Below are 16,302 nucleotides of genomic sequence, written 5' to 3'. Positions count from 1 at the left end.
TCTTTTTTAAACTATGAAGAAAGTATAAAAATTTCACATGAATAAATCGCTTTACAGCAGGCATATTCATGTCCGGCTTCACGAACTAGCTTTATCGGCAATAAGCAAAACGATTTCGAAATTTGAGAAGCAATTTAGAAATCGTTTGGTCTTATTGCTCAAAAGCTGAGCGAGTTCGCGAAAGCCTTTCTTATGCTGAATTTATAAAATTGCCAAGATGATAAAGTTCAAAATGAATAGTAGATCAACGATCCAAAGAATCGGTGAGATTTCCTTGGTTTTTCCTTTAATGACTTTAACGATCGTGTAGAAAATAAAACCAGCAGCGATCCCATAAGAAATGCTGTAGCATAGACCCATAAAGACACTCGCGAAGAAAGCGGGAACGGCTTCTTCCAAGTCCAACCAATTAATATCCGCGAAGGATGCCAACATCATGACTCCGACTAAGATCAAGGCAGGTGCGGTTGCTTGTGCTGGTACGATCGCAATCAGTGGAGAAAACAGACTGCTTAGAGCAAATAGAACAGCAACGACGACGGAAGTCAAACCTGTGCGTCCACCAGCACCGATACCAGCAGCTGATTCAACGTAAGTTGTAGTATTCGATGTACCGAAGATCGCTCCAATTGATGTAGCAATCGCATCTGCGAACAAGGCTTTGTCCATCTTTGTTTTAAAGCCGCGGCCGTCATTGTCTAACGCCATTTCATCTTCTTTAGAGAAAATGCCGGTTCTCCGGCCAGTTCCAATAAAGGTTCCAATCGTATCAAAGGTATCAGATAAGCTAAAGGCTAAAATTGTCATTAATACTTGCGGCAATTTTGATGAATCAGAAAAGAGCGAGCCCATACCAGCTGAACCAAAGGCAGCGCCAAAGGTTGTACCAAGCTCTTGGATCGAATTGCCTAATGAATTTGCGTGCCAATCAATCGCGCCTAATTGAACGACGCCCATTGGAATACCTAATAAAGTCGTGACTAAGATACCAATCAAGATTGCGCCGCGGACATTTTTAACGACTAAGATCGTTGTTAAAACCAAACCAATGACAGCCAAAAGAATCGGCGCATTATTAAAGTTCGCCAAAGCAGGAACAATTCCGCTGTTGATCGAAACATTAGTGGCTTTGCCGCCTTCTACTACACTGCTAGTGATGGCTGAAGAGTCAGCAGTAAAGGAAAGGAGACCAGCATTTTTGATTCCCACATAAGCAACGAAAATCCCGATCCCACCACCAATCGCATGCTGCATGCTTTCAGGAATTGCACGAATGATCAATTTACGAATTTTGGTAACCGTGATCAGAATATTAATGATTCCGCAAATGAAAACCATCGCTAGTGCTTGTTGCCAAGAATAACCTAATCCAAAAACGACTGTGTAAGTGAAGAACGCATTCAGCCCCATACCTGGCGCTTGCGCATAAGGCACGTTGGCGAACAAGCCCATGACTAAGGTTCCAATAACAGAAGCGATAATCGTTGCTAAAAATACCGCCTGAAATGGCATTCCTGAAGCTGATAAAATACTTGGATTAACGAATAAAATATAACTCATCGCGAAGAAAGTCGTGATCCCCGCCATCATTTCCGTTGAAAAATTGGTCCCGTGTTCTTTTAACTTGAAGAATTTTTCCATTTTAAATAAACGCTCCTTAAAATAAGTTCATGATATCGATAAAACCCGAATACTTTTTAAGTATAATTAAGGAATAATCGACTTTCAAGTTTTATTTCAAGAAAAGAATAATTAAAAGGAAGAATGTTCGTGTTTTAACGGACATTCTTCCTTTTGCTGATTCGATTGATTGTTTGGAATAGGAGAATCATTACGCCTAAGCTTGCGACGAGAAAAGCACAGGACTTCAGTAAAGCGTTAAAAAAAAGATCCAGTAAAGTCATAGAGGATAACTCAAAGGATAGGGAAGAACGAATCGAATAGGCAATTCCGCTAGTACCGTTACTTAAAACAAAATTCGGCAAGTTCTTGAATTGGTTTAAGCCTTGATGATACAAATTTTGTAAGACACTTTCGTAGACCGGTTCAAAGATCGCGAAAAGAAGAATTAAACTAATTGTAGCAACCATCAGGCCGATAAAAAATTCTAATCCTGTGGTGTAAATTAATTGCTTTAATGAAGTAGTATATTTTTTTTGGATGTATAAACGTAGAGCAAAGCCGATCAACAGTAAACAAAAGAAGCCGATACAACAAAAAAGCAGACGATCAGCAAAATATTCCTGTAGCTGTTTGATTTCAGGCTTCGTAAATAATTTGATTTGGTCGAGTGAATCTAATTGAATCAAGATCGACCGCAGCACACCAAAGCTGGTTAAACTAAAAAGGGCGAATAAACAAATCACCCATGAAATCGAAAATTGAAAGCGATGCCGCTTGATCGTTGTAAGTGTTGTTGAGAAAAGATTCATATACTCACCTCTTAATAAGTAGTATAAATTCTTAATTTGAAAGAAGTATGAATTCTATCAGAAGAAATAAGTGCAAAAAAATCACCCATTTCGTATGTTTGCGAAATGGGTGATTGAGAATTATTGTTGATTTTGTTCTTGATATTGTTTATACGTTTCAGTCTTATACAAGTCTTGAGTGGATTTTTTTCCATGTTGATCAAAGATGCTAGTGGATTTATCACCGAGTTTATTTTCGATTTTTTCCATCTGTTTCAAGCCATCTTTATAGTTATAATCGGATGCATCAATTGGCTTCAATCCGCTAGCTGAATAGAATCTCAAGAGATCCCCGTTATTGATGTGATCCGAGGTATCTAACTGTTTCGCAACAGCGTCCTTGTTCGCTTCAGTTTCGGCCTTAACCGTTTCATCCGGTTCAGTGATTGGAAGACCAGTCTTGTTGTCGTACAAGTTCCCACTGTAGTTTGTATATTTTGGTGTCACATAGTCGCCATCACGGAAAGCTACGACTTGGTCATGATCTTTTGATAATAAATCTTGACCTAGTTGTAAGTATTTGCTCGTATCTGTTCCTAATAGATGAAGCAGAGTAGGTAACGCATCAACTTCACCGCCGTAAGTATGGTTGATGCCGCCTTTTTCTTGTCCAGGCACATGAACCATGTAAGGAACCCGCTGCATTTGCGCATTGTCATAGTTTGACCAAGTTTCTTTCGACTTACCAAGTAATGGTGCTAAATCAGGATTTCTTGAATTAGAAATTCCATAATGATCGCCATACATGACGATGATGGAATTGTCATACAAGCCAGAAGCTTTTAGATAGTTAAAGAATTCTTCAACGGCTTTATCCAAATAGTTGGCTGTAGCAAAGTAACCATTAATGGTTTCATCACCAGTGTCAGCCATTGGGAAGCCGGCTTCATCATTTTTAAATTCACTGTATGGATAGTGATTGGATACAGCAATAAATTTTGAATAGAAAGGCTGTTGCAGACGTTCCAGATATTTCACTGATTGTTGGAAGAACGGTTTGTCATGCAAGCCGTATTGGAATGAGTTTTCATCGTTCACATCATAATAAGAAGAATCGAAGAAATAATCATAGCCAAGATTTTTGTAGGTTTCCGTCCGGTTCCAGAAGTTTCCTGAATTTCCGTGGAAAGCCGCACTTGTGTAGCCTTCTGTTTGTTTCAAAATATCCGGTGCTGCTTGGAAGGTGTTCTTTCCGCCTAGTTGCGAGAAGAGTGAACCTTGATTCAACCCGAATAACGAGTTTTCCATCAATGTTTCCGCGTCGGAAGTTTTTCCGGCTTTGACTTGGTGGAAGAAATTATCAAAAGCAAAGGTGCTGTTGTTATGGAAAATACTATTTAAGAACGGCGTTACTTCATGTTCTTGTCCATTTGCATCCTTCAATTTGTAGTCGATCACAAACTGTTGCAGACTTTCTAAATGGATCGTAATGACGTTCCGTCCTTTGGCAATACCGTAATAGTCACTGTTTGGAGCGGCGTAGTGTTCTTTGACATACGCTTCAACATCCTTTAGATCATTTGGACTCGCTTCTGCTCGTACTTGGTTGGTATTATAGGTTTGGATGCCATCGTAAACGGTAAAGGCATTAACCCCAAGATATTTAATCAAATAGTCACGAGAAAAAGTCCGGGTCAATAATTCTGGACGGTCTGCTTCTGCCAAGAAAAGATTTCCTGAAAAGATCATGATCGATAGAGCGGTCATCGCAAAAGCCATCCGAGCACGTACGGGACGTTCTTCTTCTTTGATTCGTTTGCGCCATAAAAGCAGCGGCAAGATAATGATATCAATCAAGAATAAGAGGTCATATGGACGGAACAAACGAATGGCACTCTCACCTAAACCACTAGCGACTTTGCCGGCACCTAAGAAAGTGTTGACGGTAATGAAGTCAGTAAATTCGCGGTAGTAGACGACGTTGGCAAACAGTAAAAAACTGGCCAGCGCGTAAATCACCATCATTGTTCGATAAGATGCTTTTGGTCTGCGCACATACAAGGCGATCGATAACAAGAACATCGTTGAGGCGATTGGGTTGATGAAGAGAATAAAGTATTGGGTCAGACTCTCGATCCCGAGATTAAATTCAAATAAATAGGCAAAGATACTTTTAGCCCATAATAAGAAGGTTAATAAGGCGTAAAAGCCTAAACGTTTATTTAAAAATTTTGGTGTTTTGAGTTTATTCAATAGTAACTTCCTTTCTAATGCAGAAGAAATGCAAATTGTTCACTTGGTAACATTTTACTAGCTTACATGGTCCCCGTCAATTCTTATCAAATTAGGAGCAATCAGCTTTAATAAAAACTTTATAAGCGAAAACTAGCTGTTTTTTTTGATATACTAGTGGAGAAAGCAGGGATGAATGTGAAGATAGAATTAACAAATAATGGAATTAAACGAATTCGTCAAGGAAATCCATTAATTCAAATAGAAGATTTGAAACAAAATATAAAAAAAATCCCCCTTGAATGGGTGACTTTTGTTGATGGTAATGATAAATATGTTGCCTCTGGCTATTTAGGCAAACAAAATAAAGGCATGGGCTGGGTGTTAGATCAAACGCAGCGTCCCATTGACCGTGCTTTTTTTATAGAAGCTTTTAAACAGGCGATCCAGCGGCGTCAAGCTTTTTTTGCGGATGGAACAACGACCGCTTTTCGCTTATTTAATGGTGAAGGAGACGGCATCGGCGGATTGACGATTGATTATTATCACGATTATTTAGTGTTGTCTTGGTACAATCAGACGATCTATCATTTTCAACAAGAAATCTTAGACAGTTTGTTGGCGGCCTTTCCAACGGCGAAAGGTGTGGTGGAAAAGATTCGCTTTACTAGCGACTTAAGAGAAAGCCAATGGTTGATGGGAGAGAAGCCACAGGAGCCATTGCTTGTCTTGGAAAACGGTGTTTCATATGCGGTCTATTTAGATGAAGGCTATATGACGGGGATCTTTTTGGATCAAAAAGAAGTTCGGGGGCGGTTGACTGAAGGATTGGCCGCTGGCAAGAAAGTGTTGAATATGTTTAGCTATACCGGTGCTTTTTCAGTAGCGGCTGCTTACGGCGGCGCGGTGGAAACGACTAGCGTGGATCTAGCGCAACGCAGTTTACCAAAGACGCAGGAGCAATTTGCCATCAATGGCTTACCCTTAGAGCAGCAAAAAATCATTGTCATGGATACTTTTGATTATTTCCGCTATGCAATGCGAAAGAACTTACGTTATGATGTAATTATCTTAGATCCGCCAAGTTTTGCCCGCAATAAGAAGAAAACATTTTCCGTGGCAAAAGACTACGGGCGGTTGATTGAAGACAGTGTTGAGATCTTGTCTGATGAAGGAATGATTATTGCTTCCACCAACGCGGCGAATCTCTCTATCAAGAAGTTCAAACAGGCAATCGAACAAGCCTTAAACAACAAGCAAGCGATCTATCGCTTAGTAGAAAGCTATCGATTGCCTGCCGATTTTCCAGCCAGTCATTTTGAAGAAAGCAATTACTTGAAGGTATTGTTTTATGAGATAAAAAAATAGAAAAATAGGATGGGATATGTATGATGGATGTGCAAGTAAGAGAGGTGCGATTTGATGCAGGAAAACCTAAAATCTGCGTACCGATTCTTGGGAAAACCTTCGATGAGATCATCGAACAGGCGAATGAAGCGAAAAATGTCGCAGAAGTAATCGAATGGCGCGCGGATTATTATGAGGACCTTTTAGATGAAGAAAAATTAAATCAGACTTTACTGGCCTTGCGAGATGAAATCCGTAATATTCCTTTGATTTTCAATCTACGCACCGAACGGGCGGGAGGAACATTAGATTTACCTCTCAATCAGTATCGGCAGATCAATGAGTTTGCGGTTTCTTCGCGAGCGATTGATTTGGCGGATATTGAGGTTTCGATCGTTGATACACTTTCAACGACCTTTATAAAGTGGATGCAGGCCCTAGATGTGCGGGTCATCATGAGCTATTATGATTTCGAACAGACACCAGAAGACGCAGTACTGTTATTTCGTTTAAATCTAATCGAACATTGGGGAGCGGATCTGGCAAAAATTGTTGTCACTCCTAAAAGTGAAGCTGATGTTTTGCGACAAATGAAAATCATTATGAAGGCCCAGACCTTTGTGACACTGCCGATTATTTCGGTTTCACTAGGTAGACTGGGTAAATTCTCACAAGTCGGCGGTTCACTGGATGGCTCTTGTATGACATATGGGTCTTTAGCAGGAAAAATGCAACCTGACGCGATGATCGAGGCTGAAAAATTAGCGATGATCGTAAACGAGTTAAGATAAGAGCTGCTGAGGTGAAACGAATCAGTTCAAACAAATAAGAGAGTGAAACATTTTTTAATGTTTCACTCTCTTATTTTTATTCCATCACATCAATATCAAAGACTTCGATCTGGTCTAACCCGCCATAGATTTCATACCAAGGTTTCGCATACTGATCGAGAATTTCATTTAATTCTTCAATATTTTCGCGTCCTTGTGTGTCCAGCCATTTGATCAAGCCTTCCTTACCGTTATCGGCATAGACTTGCACTCCATCACGCCAAGTAGCTCGACCGCCTAAGATACCGCAATAATTGGCACCATGTTGTCCGGCGAATTTCAGTTCATCGCGGAAAATATCCGCAGGCACACCAGCACTTAAATAAATGAAGGGCCGGGTTGCTGCTTCGCCAGCTTCTTTGAAGTAAGCTGCCGCTTCTTCTTGCGTGTAAACAACTAGATCATTGTCTTTTGTATAGCCTTCAACGTATTTAAACAAAACAGGAACTTCGACTTTCAAAACATCGATATGGTATTTGTCTTGGGTAAATTCCTTGATTGTATCGATCACTTTTTTCGGTTTGATTTTCGCAAATTCCGGTGAATGATCATCGGTAATTTTACTATCGTAAACGATTGGTTCCACAAATACCGGAATATCCGCCGCTAAAGCTTCTGTCCCTAAGCGTTCCAAAAAGGCATGCTTCACGTCTAAAATTTCTTGCGCTTCATCAGGATCATAATAGACCAAGACTTTCGCAGCGTCGGCGCCTTTTGCTAACAAGCGATCTAATGATTCGTCTGGTAATAATTCTGGTAAACGACCGGGTGTATTCGCATCGTAGCCGGTTTTTTCATAAGACATGATCAAACCACAATTGGGATCTTTGGCTTTGATCCCTTTGAAGCCGTACTGTTCATCTAAAAGAATGGCACTGACGTGTTTGGTTAATTCTTGGGAAACCAATTCTTTAAACTCATAAACTTGGTCCATTGAGAATTTTCCCTCACCCACAGCGGTTTGCATCATTTTTTTCATAGAGCCTCGTTGATCGATAGCTAAGGCCGCAATGACGCCGTGATCATTTGACAATTGTTGCATCTTTTCAAACTTTCCTCTTGAAATTCTTTTCATGATGAAATCCTTCCCTTCTTATCTTGCTACAATTTCAGTGTAGGACTTTTGCGGAAAAAGACCAAATAAAACGATCATTTGTTTGATTGACGCTTTTTTGCTAGACTTTAGGAAATAAGTAAAGGTGAGGGATTGACGTGGCGAAGAAAAAAATTCAAAAAACCAATGCAATTCGCTTGGTAGAACAAAAGAAGATCGACTATATCGAGCATGAGTATGCTTGGAGTGAAGAGGATCTAGGGGCGGGCCATGTATCTGAGCAAGTCAAAATCGAACCAGCGCGCATTTTCAAGACTTTAGTTGCAGTAGGAAATAAAACTGGTCCAGTAGTAGCGGTGGTTCCAAGCAATCACGAGCTTGAACTAAAAAAAATCGCGAAGGCTAGCGGCAATAAAAAAGTTGAAATGCTCCATCTAAGAGATTTGGAAGCAACCACTGGGTATATTCGCGGCGGCTGTTCACCCATCGGAATGAAAAAACTATTTCCAACCTTTGTAGACGCGTCAGCAAAAAGCTTCGAAAAAATCGCTATTTCCGCAGGCAGAAGAGGGCTGCAAATGGAAATTGCCCCCGACGCCATTGTTGAACTGACGCGAGGGCAATTTGTTGAGTTGACGCTTTAATCAAAAGCGTGATAAGCGGCGTTGGTTCCGGCGACATAGCCGGTACAAAAGGCGGTGGTGATATTGTAACCGCCGGTATAGCCATTCACATCAAGCACCTCCCCGGCAAAATATAGGCCGGGGATTTTTTTGCTGGCTAAATCTTTAGGATTGACTTCTTTAAGTTCCACGCCGCCACCGGTGACGAAGGATTTTTCTAAGCCAAAGGTTTTATTGGCGGTCAATGACCAGTTTTTACAATAGTCGATCAACTGTGACCATTGTTCGTTAGTGGTTTGCGGATAAGTCTGCTCGCTGATCCCAACTTTTCCTAAAAAGAATAGCAGTAATCGTTCAGGCAAAAGGCCGCTTAAAGCATTTTTTAATTGTTTCGTAGAGGCACCGCCCCGTTTTTTGATTTCAGCTAAAAGTTCGTCTTTCGTAAGCTGCGGGAAACAATCAAGCGTTAGTGTGACCGTATCTTGATTTCGCAATAGCTGATTGACAAAGCTGGAACAACGCAACGCCGCAGGGCCAGAGACCCCAAAGTGAGTAAACAGCAGATCCATTTCATGGCTGGCAACCGTCTTATTTTTTTGGTCTACCACACTCAAGGTCACATCTTGCAGGGATAGGCCTTGTAAGGTTTTAGCGGCAACAAAATCGTCGGTCAAAAAAATCGGTGACTCGGTCGGATATAACGGCGTCACATGATGACCGACGCTTTTGGCGAAGCGATAGCCGTCTCCTTGAGCACCGGTTGAAGGATAGGTAATGCCACCGGTAGTAATAACCACACTTTTAGCGGAATAATCGCCTTCAGCGGTACGCACCCCTTGGATCATCGCGCCATCAGAAATGATTTTTTCAACAGGCTCCTTAAAATGCAGCTCCACGTTTAGACTTTCCAATTCCTTCTTTAAAGTGTCGACAATCGTCGCTGATTTATTTGAAACTGGGAAGATCCGACCATGGTCCTCTTCCTTTAAAGCAACTCCACGCTCACTGAAAAAGCTCATAATATCCTGGTTATCAAATTGTGCAAAGGTACTGTATAAGAACCGCCCATTTCCAGGTATATGGGTAATCAGATCATCCACCGGTCGATTATTCGTCACATTACAGCGACCGCCGCCAGTCATCAATAGCTTTTTACCTAAGCGTTTATTCTTTTCAAAAAGTGCGACCTTTGATCCGTTCATCGCAGCAGTAATACTCGCCATCATACCGGCGGGACCGCCGCCGATCACAATCACATCAAATTTATTTTTCATCTAGTCAACCAACCTTTATTATATTTTATCTACGATTTTATTTGAAAGTTATTGTTTCATTTACGAACATTCCATTTATAAATTGCAGTGTAGCATGAATTAATTCCCACTTCTATTAAAAAATGATGTAAACTATGAGTATTAAATGTGAGGAGGAATTTGATGGAAGTAAGAGAATATGTGGAACAGGTTCAAAAAAACTTAGCAGCAAAAGATCCAAACCAAGAAGAATTTTTACAAGCGGTGGAAGAATTTTTACCGGCAGTCATTCCTTTCTTAGAAGAGCATCCAGAATACGTAGAGAAGAATATTTTAGAAATCATTCTTGAACCCGAAAGAATGATCCAATTTCGGGTACCTTGGCAAGACGATGCGGGAAACTGGCAGGTCAATCGCGGCTATCGCGTTCAATTTAATTCAGCGCTTGGTCCATATAAGGGCGGATTACGTTTCCACCCAAGTGTTAATTTGAGTATTTTGAAATTTTTAGGTTTTGAGCAAATCTTTAAAAATAGTTTGACGGATCTACCAATTGGTGGCGGCAAAGGCGGCTCAGATTTTGATCCGAAAAAGAAATCCGACTCAGAGATCATGCGATTTTGTCAAAGTTTCATGACTGAGCTAGCAAAACATATCGGACCAAACCTAGATGTACCAGCTGGAGATATTGGTGTTGGCGGTCGTGAGATCGGCTATCTATTTGGTCAGTACAAACGTCTGCGTGAATACGACATGGGCGTCTTAACGGGCAAACCACTAGGATTCAATGGCAGTCTTGGACGAACAGAAGCAACTGGCTACGGTGCCGTTTATTTTGTCAAACACTTGTTGGAGGACCGTGAGGATTCTTTTGAAGGCAAAAAAGTATTGGTTTCCGGCAGTGGAAATGTAGCAATCTATGCGATTGAAAAAGCTCATGAATTAGGCGCGAGAGTCATTACTTGCTCTGATTCAAACGGCTATATTTATGACGAAGAGGGCATTGATCTAGACTTGTTGAAAGACATCAAAGAAGTCCGTCGGGAACGTCTGACGGAATACGCCAAAGAACGGTCATCGGCTGAATATTATGAAGGTTCTGTTTGGGAGTTTGAAATAGACGCGGATATTGCTTTACCTTGCGCGACACAAAATGAGATCGATGGCAAAAAAGCGGAGATCTTAGTGAAAAACGGAGTCAAAGTCGTGGCTGAAGGCGCCAATATGCCAAGCACGATGGACGCTGTCAAATTATATCTTGAAAAAGGGATTCTCTACGGCTCAGGCAAGGCAGCAAACGCTGGAGGAGTCGCGGTCTCAGCGTTAGAAATGAGCCAAAACTCACAACGGTTAGCTTGGACGAAAGAAGAAGTGGACAGCAAGTTAGATGATATTATGAAAAATATTTATGAAACATGCCGTGATACCGCTGAAAAATATGCTGAAAAAGATAATTTCGCCGCTGGCGCCAACATTGCCGGCTTTGAAAAAGTCGCCGCGGCAATGTTAGCTCAAGGATTAGTTTAATTTTTGAGAGGTTCGAACTTGAAAAAAAAGGAAAAGAAACGTAAAGTATAGGTTGTACTGAAGTGATTTTCAAGGAGGAAAAACAATGGCACACATTCAATTCGATTACTCGAAAGTAGCACCATTTGTGAGCGAACATGAAATGGACTACATCAAAACTGAAGTAGCTCGAGCTCATAAAGAATTACATGAAGGAACTGGCGCAGGAAATGATTTTCTTGGCTGGATCGATCTTCCTGTAAACTATGACAAAGATGAATTTGCTCGGATCAAAAAAGCAGCTGAAAAAATCCAATCTGATTCAGAAGTTTTAGTTGTTATCGGGATTGGCGGTTCATACTTAGGCGCTCGTGCAGCGATCGAATTCTTACATCAAACATTCTTCAATGTATTGGACAAAGAAGATCGTAAAGCACCGCAAGTATTCTTTGCCGGAAACTCAATCAGCTCAACGTACATTGCTGACTTAATCGAAGTGATCGGAGATCGTGATTTCTCAGTCAACGTCATTTCTAAATCAGGAACGACTACTGAGCCAGCAATCGCTTTCCGTGTCTTCAAAGAATTATTGATCAAAAAATATGGTGAAGAAGAAGCCAACAAACGTATCTACGCAACAACTGATAAAGCTCGTGGAGCTGTTAAAGTTGAAGCAGACGCAGCAGGCTGGGAAACATTCGTTATTCCGGATGATGTCGGTGGACGTTTCTCTGTTCTTACAGCCGTTGGTTTATTGCCGATCGCAGCAAGCGGTGCTGACATCGATGCATTGATGAAAGGTGCAGCTGATGCTCGTGAAGCTTACTCAAGCGATAACTTAGATGAAAATGAAGCCTATCAATATGCAGCACTTCGTAATATCTTATACCGCAAAGGTAAAGTGACTGAAATCTTAGTCAACTACGAACCAGGCATGCAATATTTCAACGAATGGTGGAAACAATTATACGGCGAATCAGAAGGAAAAGACTTGAAAGGTATCTACCCATCAAGTGCCAACTTCTCGACTGACTTGCATTCATTTGGACAATACATCCAAGAAGGCCGTCGTAACATTTTTGAAACTATCGTAAAAGTTGAAAAGCCACGTAAATCTGTGGCAATTCCTGCTCAAGAATCTGACTTAGACGGTTTAGGTTACTTGGAAGGCAAAGACGTTGACTTTGTTAACTCGAAAGCTTATCAAGGAACATTATTAGCTCATACTGACGGCGGCGTGCCAAACCTAGTGTTAAACATTCCAACAATGGATGCTTACACTTTAGGTTATGCAATGTACTTCTTTGAAATCGCAGTTGGAATCTCTGGTTACTTATTAGGGGTCAACCCATTCAACCAACCAGGTGTGGAAGCTTACAAAAAAAATATGTTTGCCTTACTTGGAAAACCAGGATTTGAAGATTTAGCAAAAGAATTGAATAATCGCCTATAAAAAACGAAAACGGCTTTCGCGATGCGAAGGCCGTTTTTTTAATTGGTATAGTGAAAATAGCCTTTTGCTAATCAAAATTAACCACAAAAAGTATTTTTTACGAAGAATTAAATCGCTTTTAAATAAATAAAGATAAGTAAAAAATGAACGTAAGATTAAAAATAACTATAGTTGTTTCTGTTTGTGTTTTGCGAATTTTCTAAAAATTGTAATTATTCCCTTGATATAAAAGCAAAAAAAGTAATAAAAAACGTTTTCAATTTTTCGTCATTGTGTTATTATAAAAACGTAGAAATAAAGGGGGAGTTATTATGAATAATATTGAAATTGGTCTTTCGTATGAATGCCGAGCGATCGGAATAGAAAAAGAAGTTGTAGGAGTGGTGGAACAACTTTACAACAATACTGTTTTAATCAACGTTGTAAGCTGTGATCCAACAGACCGTGCATCAGTGATTGAGCTACAAAATCGTCTGCTGGTGAAGTACGAAGATGTGCTTGCGTGTCTTGAAACAGAATGTACCGCTTAAAGCTATAAAAATACATGTGAAATATTGCGCTTGTTATAAAATCGGTTTTCTCCTTTATTTCAAAGAGAAGACCGGTTTTTTCTTTGAAAAAAATGTGATTGCGGATTAAATATAGGTTGTTTTCAAATAATCATTTCAAATTGATAATGACCGCTTTTAAATCGAAAAAAGCAACCGACAATGAAAATCGGTTGCTAATTTTTTAGTTTATCCAAAGAGCAGCGACTACTTTGGCTTTGATGCTGTTGCTCTGAGGGCTTAAGATTGTTAATTTGTCGCTTAATAATCCATCGACCGCTTGCAATTGAAAGGCTTGGTTTTGTAATGAAGTGTTGATCGACCAGACGTAAACGCCTTGTTTTCGTTGCTGTATTGCTTGGATCAGTTGACGATTGGCAGTTCGGGCTTCGATGTTGATAAAATCCAACTGTGTCTTAGGGCTTCCTAATAGGTCAAAAGGTAAGATGTAGCCGATCTTGTGTTTGGGGAAGTTCTTTTTTAAGTTCCGAGCCGTATCTAAATCCATGCTTTGCAATTGATGTCCAACCAGTTGATCCTTTAAAGGAAGCAGTTGTTGGATCATCGTTTTCTTTGTTTTAGCGCTGACCTTCAATTCGATCAGCAATTTTTGCTGGAGTTTGTTTGCTTCGTCTAGATAATCCACAAATAAAGGGATCTTTTCCTGATAACCGTTTTCTTTTAATGTCAATTTTTTTAATTGGGACCAGTTCGTTTCATCAACTCGTAAATTTTTTCCGGCAAGTTCCTTCAAGTTTTCGTCGTGCATCACGACTAATTGGTGATCGGCAGTTTCTTGAATGTCCATTTCCACTAAATCGGGATGATACGTTTGACTAGTTCGTTTAAGCGCCGTGATTGAATTCTGCAACGCGTTATCATCGGAAACACCTCGATGCGAAATCGTTTGTGGAATAGGGGCTGGTTTAACTGTCAATCGTTGCGTATAAGTCAGCCCATAAAGAGCAAGACTAGCAATAATCGGAAGAATCAGCCAATAATTTTTGCCCGAGTTGTGCTGTGCTTCTGCCTGGTTATTGAAGGCTAGATATAAAAAGAAGAGAGCGAACAAACTGCTTTTACAGGCTTGATAGAGCAGCAATAGACTCAGACCAGCAGTCCTAGTTGTGACCAGCTGTGCCATTAGGGTGAACAGGACTTTCGATAGCAGGCTACTTAATAAAAAGAGTAAAGGAATCACTAAAAAAGAAATAAGCTGAAGCCCGATTGCCAGCTTCCTTTGCTGCCAACTTTTTTGCAGACTTACTTTTAAAGAAAGTCCATCGTTTAAATAGCTGGGAACCAGTAGAAACCGCCAGACAAAATAAAGCAGCAGCAAATAGAGCACTGCAATGATCGGCAAAATTTTCCAGCGATACAGAAAGATAAAAGATAAGAACGTCGCTGGTAGTGGCCGGTATGCTAAGAAAAGCTGATAGAATTTGAAAAAAACGATGGGAGAAAGGATCAGCCAATGGAGACTGCTAAAAAGTATCCCGCTTAGAGAAAAATCTTGAAAAAAAGGTTTGCGAGTTTGGATTTGACTAAAGAAGAATCCATACAAACCAAATAACGCGAAAAAAAGCAGGTAGAAAAATTTTGGAAAGTTTCCGTGTCGGAATAGTTCTTGGAAAAATAAAAAGAGCCCTTCGGTTAAAAAAGATAAACCAAAGGTAACGATTAAAAAATCCTGTAAACGAATAGAATGAAAAAAAGACTTTGCAGTACGACTGATGAACTTCATGGCTCCTCCTAGGCAAAAGAAAAGTCCACTAAGATTAGTGGACGAGTAAGTGTGATAATAAGCTGCCACCTTGCAATAAAGCTAAACTATATAAGAAGATCGAAGCAGGTTTAGCTAAAAAGATGATCGCGCTATATTTTTTAAATGAGATGTTTGTCAGACTAGCCATTAGACAAAGGGCGTCATCTGGAGCGACAGGGAAGAAAATCGCTAAGGTAAACATTTTTTCGAAACGAGATTGATCATCTAACCAGTGATTATACTTCTGATATACCTTATCACTAACCAGATGCTGAATCAAGGGTTTGCCATAGTGACGGCCTAGTAGGAACAAGATCAACGAACCGATACAAATCCCGATATAGTTATAAAGAAATCCCCAATAAGGGCCGAAGATTAGAACACCGGCAGCGAGGCTGATGCCTCCAGGGATAATTGGGATGACTACTTGAATGATCTGAATCAGAATAAAGATAAGCGGTCCGGCGAGGGGAGAGTTTCCCACAAGTTGTTGCAACGAATTCATATCATTGAATACACCTAAATGATAAAAGTAAATAGTTAAACTGATTGAACAGGCAATTCCGATTAAGGAAATAATATTTAGCAATCGTCGTGATTGAACAACGCTCATTTGATTCAGCTCCTTTGCACTTCATGATTGAAGTATAAGGGATAAATCAAAAAAAAGCATAGGTCTAAGGTTGTAATTTAGCATTTTAGGATTAAACTTAAAATTTTTTTAGATATTTAATGATTTCGTTTTCATCACTACTCTGCCAGTAAATGGCAGCAATTTGAGTTTTTTTACTTATTTTGGCTGGAAGTTTGAACGTGTTCGCTTTAAGGCCCGCTCGATTAAATTCGTAAACATGAATCCTAAGGCGATCGCTCCGGCGGTAACGAGTACCGTCACGACTTTTTCCATTGACTCCGTAAACTTTTGATCCATCATGTAGCGTACCGCCATAAAAGCGGGACCGCCAGGAACTAGTGGTACTAAGCTAGGAACATTAAAAACGATCACAGGCATATGCATTTTACGAGAAAAGAGAATGCTCATGAGTCCGATCATTAAAGCACCTAAAAAGTTAGAGATTCCAATTTTTTGATGGCAGTAAGTTTGCAAGATCCAAAAAGTCATCCAACCTGTCGCGCCAGTCAGCCCGCAAGTAAAAAATGCGCGGCGAGGAATATTCGTAATAATGCCAAAGGTGATGGTACTAAACATACTAAAAAGAAAATTAATAATAAAGGTCATGGCTGGGCTCCTTATTTTCGGTTGATTGTTTTGGTTACTG

14 protein-coding genes are annotated in these 16,302 nt (G+C 40.2%); 6 read left to right on the top strand and 8 right to left on the bottom strand.

Features of this window, described 5'->3' with window-relative positions; translation table 11 throughout:
* Nucleotides 1-201 precede the first annotated feature (201 nt).
* From IGI54_RS07135 to IGI54_RS07125, 3 genes are all read right to left on the bottom strand, one after another.
* Nucleotides 202-1,641: an NCS2 family permease gene (locus IGI54_RS07135; RefSeq protein ID WP_216430746.1), complete on the bottom strand. Its 1,440-nt coding sequence runs from the start codon at nucleotides 1,639-1,641 to the stop codon at nucleotides 202-204.
* 134 nt (nucleotides 1,642-1,775) lie between these two features.
* Nucleotides 1,776-2,432 carry a hypothetical protein gene (locus tag IGI54_RS07130; protein ID WP_313631575.1) on the bottom strand — a complete coding sequence of 219 codons (657 nt, stop codon included), beginning with the start codon at nucleotides 2,430-2,432 and terminating at the stop codon, nucleotides 1,776-1,778.
* A gap of 120 nt (nucleotides 2,433-2,552) precedes the next feature.
* Nucleotides 2,553-4,664, bottom strand: a complete 2,112-nt coding sequence (locus IGI54_RS07125; RefSeq protein WP_071862841.1) for an LTA synthase family protein — start codon at nucleotides 4,662-4,664, stop codon at nucleotides 2,553-2,555.
* Nucleotides 4,665-4,841: 177 nt separating this feature from the next.
* Between IGI54_RS07125 and IGI54_RS07120 the strand changes: the two genes are divergently transcribed.
* Nucleotides 4,842-6,011, top strand: coding sequence for a class I SAM-dependent rRNA methyltransferase (locus tag IGI54_RS07120; protein ID WP_430621487.1), 1,170 nt, complete (start codon nucleotides 4,842-4,844; stop codon nucleotides 6,009-6,011).
* 20 nt (nucleotides 6,012-6,031) lie between these two features.
* Nucleotides 6,032-6,781, top strand: coding sequence for a type I 3-dehydroquinate dehydratase (gene aroD / locus IGI54_RS07115; protein ID WP_430620278.1), 750 nt, complete (start codon nucleotides 6,032-6,034; stop codon nucleotides 6,779-6,781).
* A gap of 76 nt (nucleotides 6,782-6,857) precedes the next feature.
* Here aroD and IGI54_RS07110 read toward each other — a convergent pair whose 3' ends face one another.
* Nucleotides 6,858-7,895 (bottom strand): tagatose 1,6-diphosphate aldolase, encoded by a 1,038-nt coding sequence (locus IGI54_RS07110; RefSeq protein WP_430620277.1) that lies wholly within the window; start codon nucleotides 7,893-7,895, stop codon nucleotides 6,858-6,860.
* A gap of 137 nt (nucleotides 7,896-8,032) precedes the next feature.
* On the opposite strand from IGI54_RS07110, the gene ybaK reads away from it, so the two are divergent.
* Nucleotides 8,033-8,518 carry a Cys-tRNA(Pro) deacylase gene (gene ybaK, locus IGI54_RS07105; protein WP_430620276.1) on the top strand — a complete coding sequence of 162 codons (486 nt, stop codon included), beginning with the start codon at nucleotides 8,033-8,035 and terminating at the stop codon, nucleotides 8,516-8,518.
* Here the strand turns inward: ybaK and IGI54_RS07100 are convergent.
* A complete protein-coding gene (locus IGI54_RS07100; protein WP_430620275.1) occupies nucleotides 8,515-9,771 on the bottom strand; it encodes an NAD(P)/FAD-dependent oxidoreductase in 1,257 nt (418 codons plus the stop codon). The genes ybaK and IGI54_RS07100 overlap by 4 nt on opposite strands.
* A 162-nt stretch (nucleotides 9,772-9,933) precedes the next feature.
* Between IGI54_RS07100 and gdhA the strand changes: the two genes are divergently transcribed.
* The 3 genes from gdhA to IGI54_RS07085 all read left to right on the top strand — a co-directional run bounded on the left by gdhA (nucleotide 9,934) and on the right by IGI54_RS07085 (nucleotide 13,239).
* On the top strand, nucleotides 9,934-11,277 hold the full coding sequence (gene gdhA / locus IGI54_RS07095) for an NADP-specific glutamate dehydrogenase (protein ID WP_430620274.1): 1,344 nt from the start codon (nucleotides 9,934-9,936) through the stop codon (nucleotides 11,275-11,277).
* An 85-nt stretch (nucleotides 11,278-11,362) separates the two neighbouring features.
* A complete protein-coding gene (locus tag IGI54_RS07090; protein WP_071862834.1) occupies nucleotides 11,363-12,709 on the top strand; it encodes a glucose-6-phosphate isomerase in 1,347 nt (448 codons plus the stop codon).
* A 311-nt stretch (nucleotides 12,710-13,020) separates the two neighbouring features.
* Complete coding sequence (locus tag IGI54_RS07085; RefSeq protein ID WP_071862833.1) at nucleotides 13,021-13,239, top strand: hypothetical protein; 219 nt, start codon at nucleotides 13,021-13,023, stop codon at nucleotides 13,237-13,239.
* Between the two features lie 202 nt (nucleotides 13,240-13,441).
* On the opposite strand, the gene IGI54_RS07080 is transcribed toward IGI54_RS07085, so the two are convergent.
* The 3 genes from IGI54_RS07080 to IGI54_RS07070 form a co-directional block, all read right to left on the bottom strand.
* Complete coding sequence (locus IGI54_RS07080; protein ID WP_315306236.1) at nucleotides 13,442-15,001, bottom strand: glycerophosphodiester phosphodiesterase family protein; 1,560 nt, start codon at nucleotides 14,999-15,001, stop codon at nucleotides 13,442-13,444.
* 34 nt (nucleotides 15,002-15,035) lie between these two features.
* On the bottom strand, nucleotides 15,036-15,635 hold the full coding sequence (locus tag IGI54_RS07075; RefSeq protein ID WP_216430759.1) for a TVP38/TMEM64 family protein: 600 nt from the start codon (nucleotides 15,633-15,635) through the stop codon (nucleotides 15,036-15,038).
* Between the two features lie 177 nt (nucleotides 15,636-15,812).
* Nucleotides 15,813-16,262: a threonine/serine exporter family protein gene (locus IGI54_RS07070; protein ID WP_315306238.1), complete on the bottom strand. Its 450-nt coding sequence runs from the start codon at nucleotides 16,260-16,262 to the stop codon at nucleotides 15,813-15,815.
* Nucleotides 16,263-16,302 lie beyond the last annotated feature (40 nt).

It is taken from the genome of Enterococcus sp. DIV0800 (assembly GCF_050559735.1).
GTDB lineage: Bacteria > Bacillota > Bacilli > Lactobacillales > Enterococcaceae > Enterococcus_A > Enterococcus_A devriesei.
Note: the sequence above shows the minus strand (reverse complement) of the source record. Positions and strands in the feature narration are given on the sequence as shown.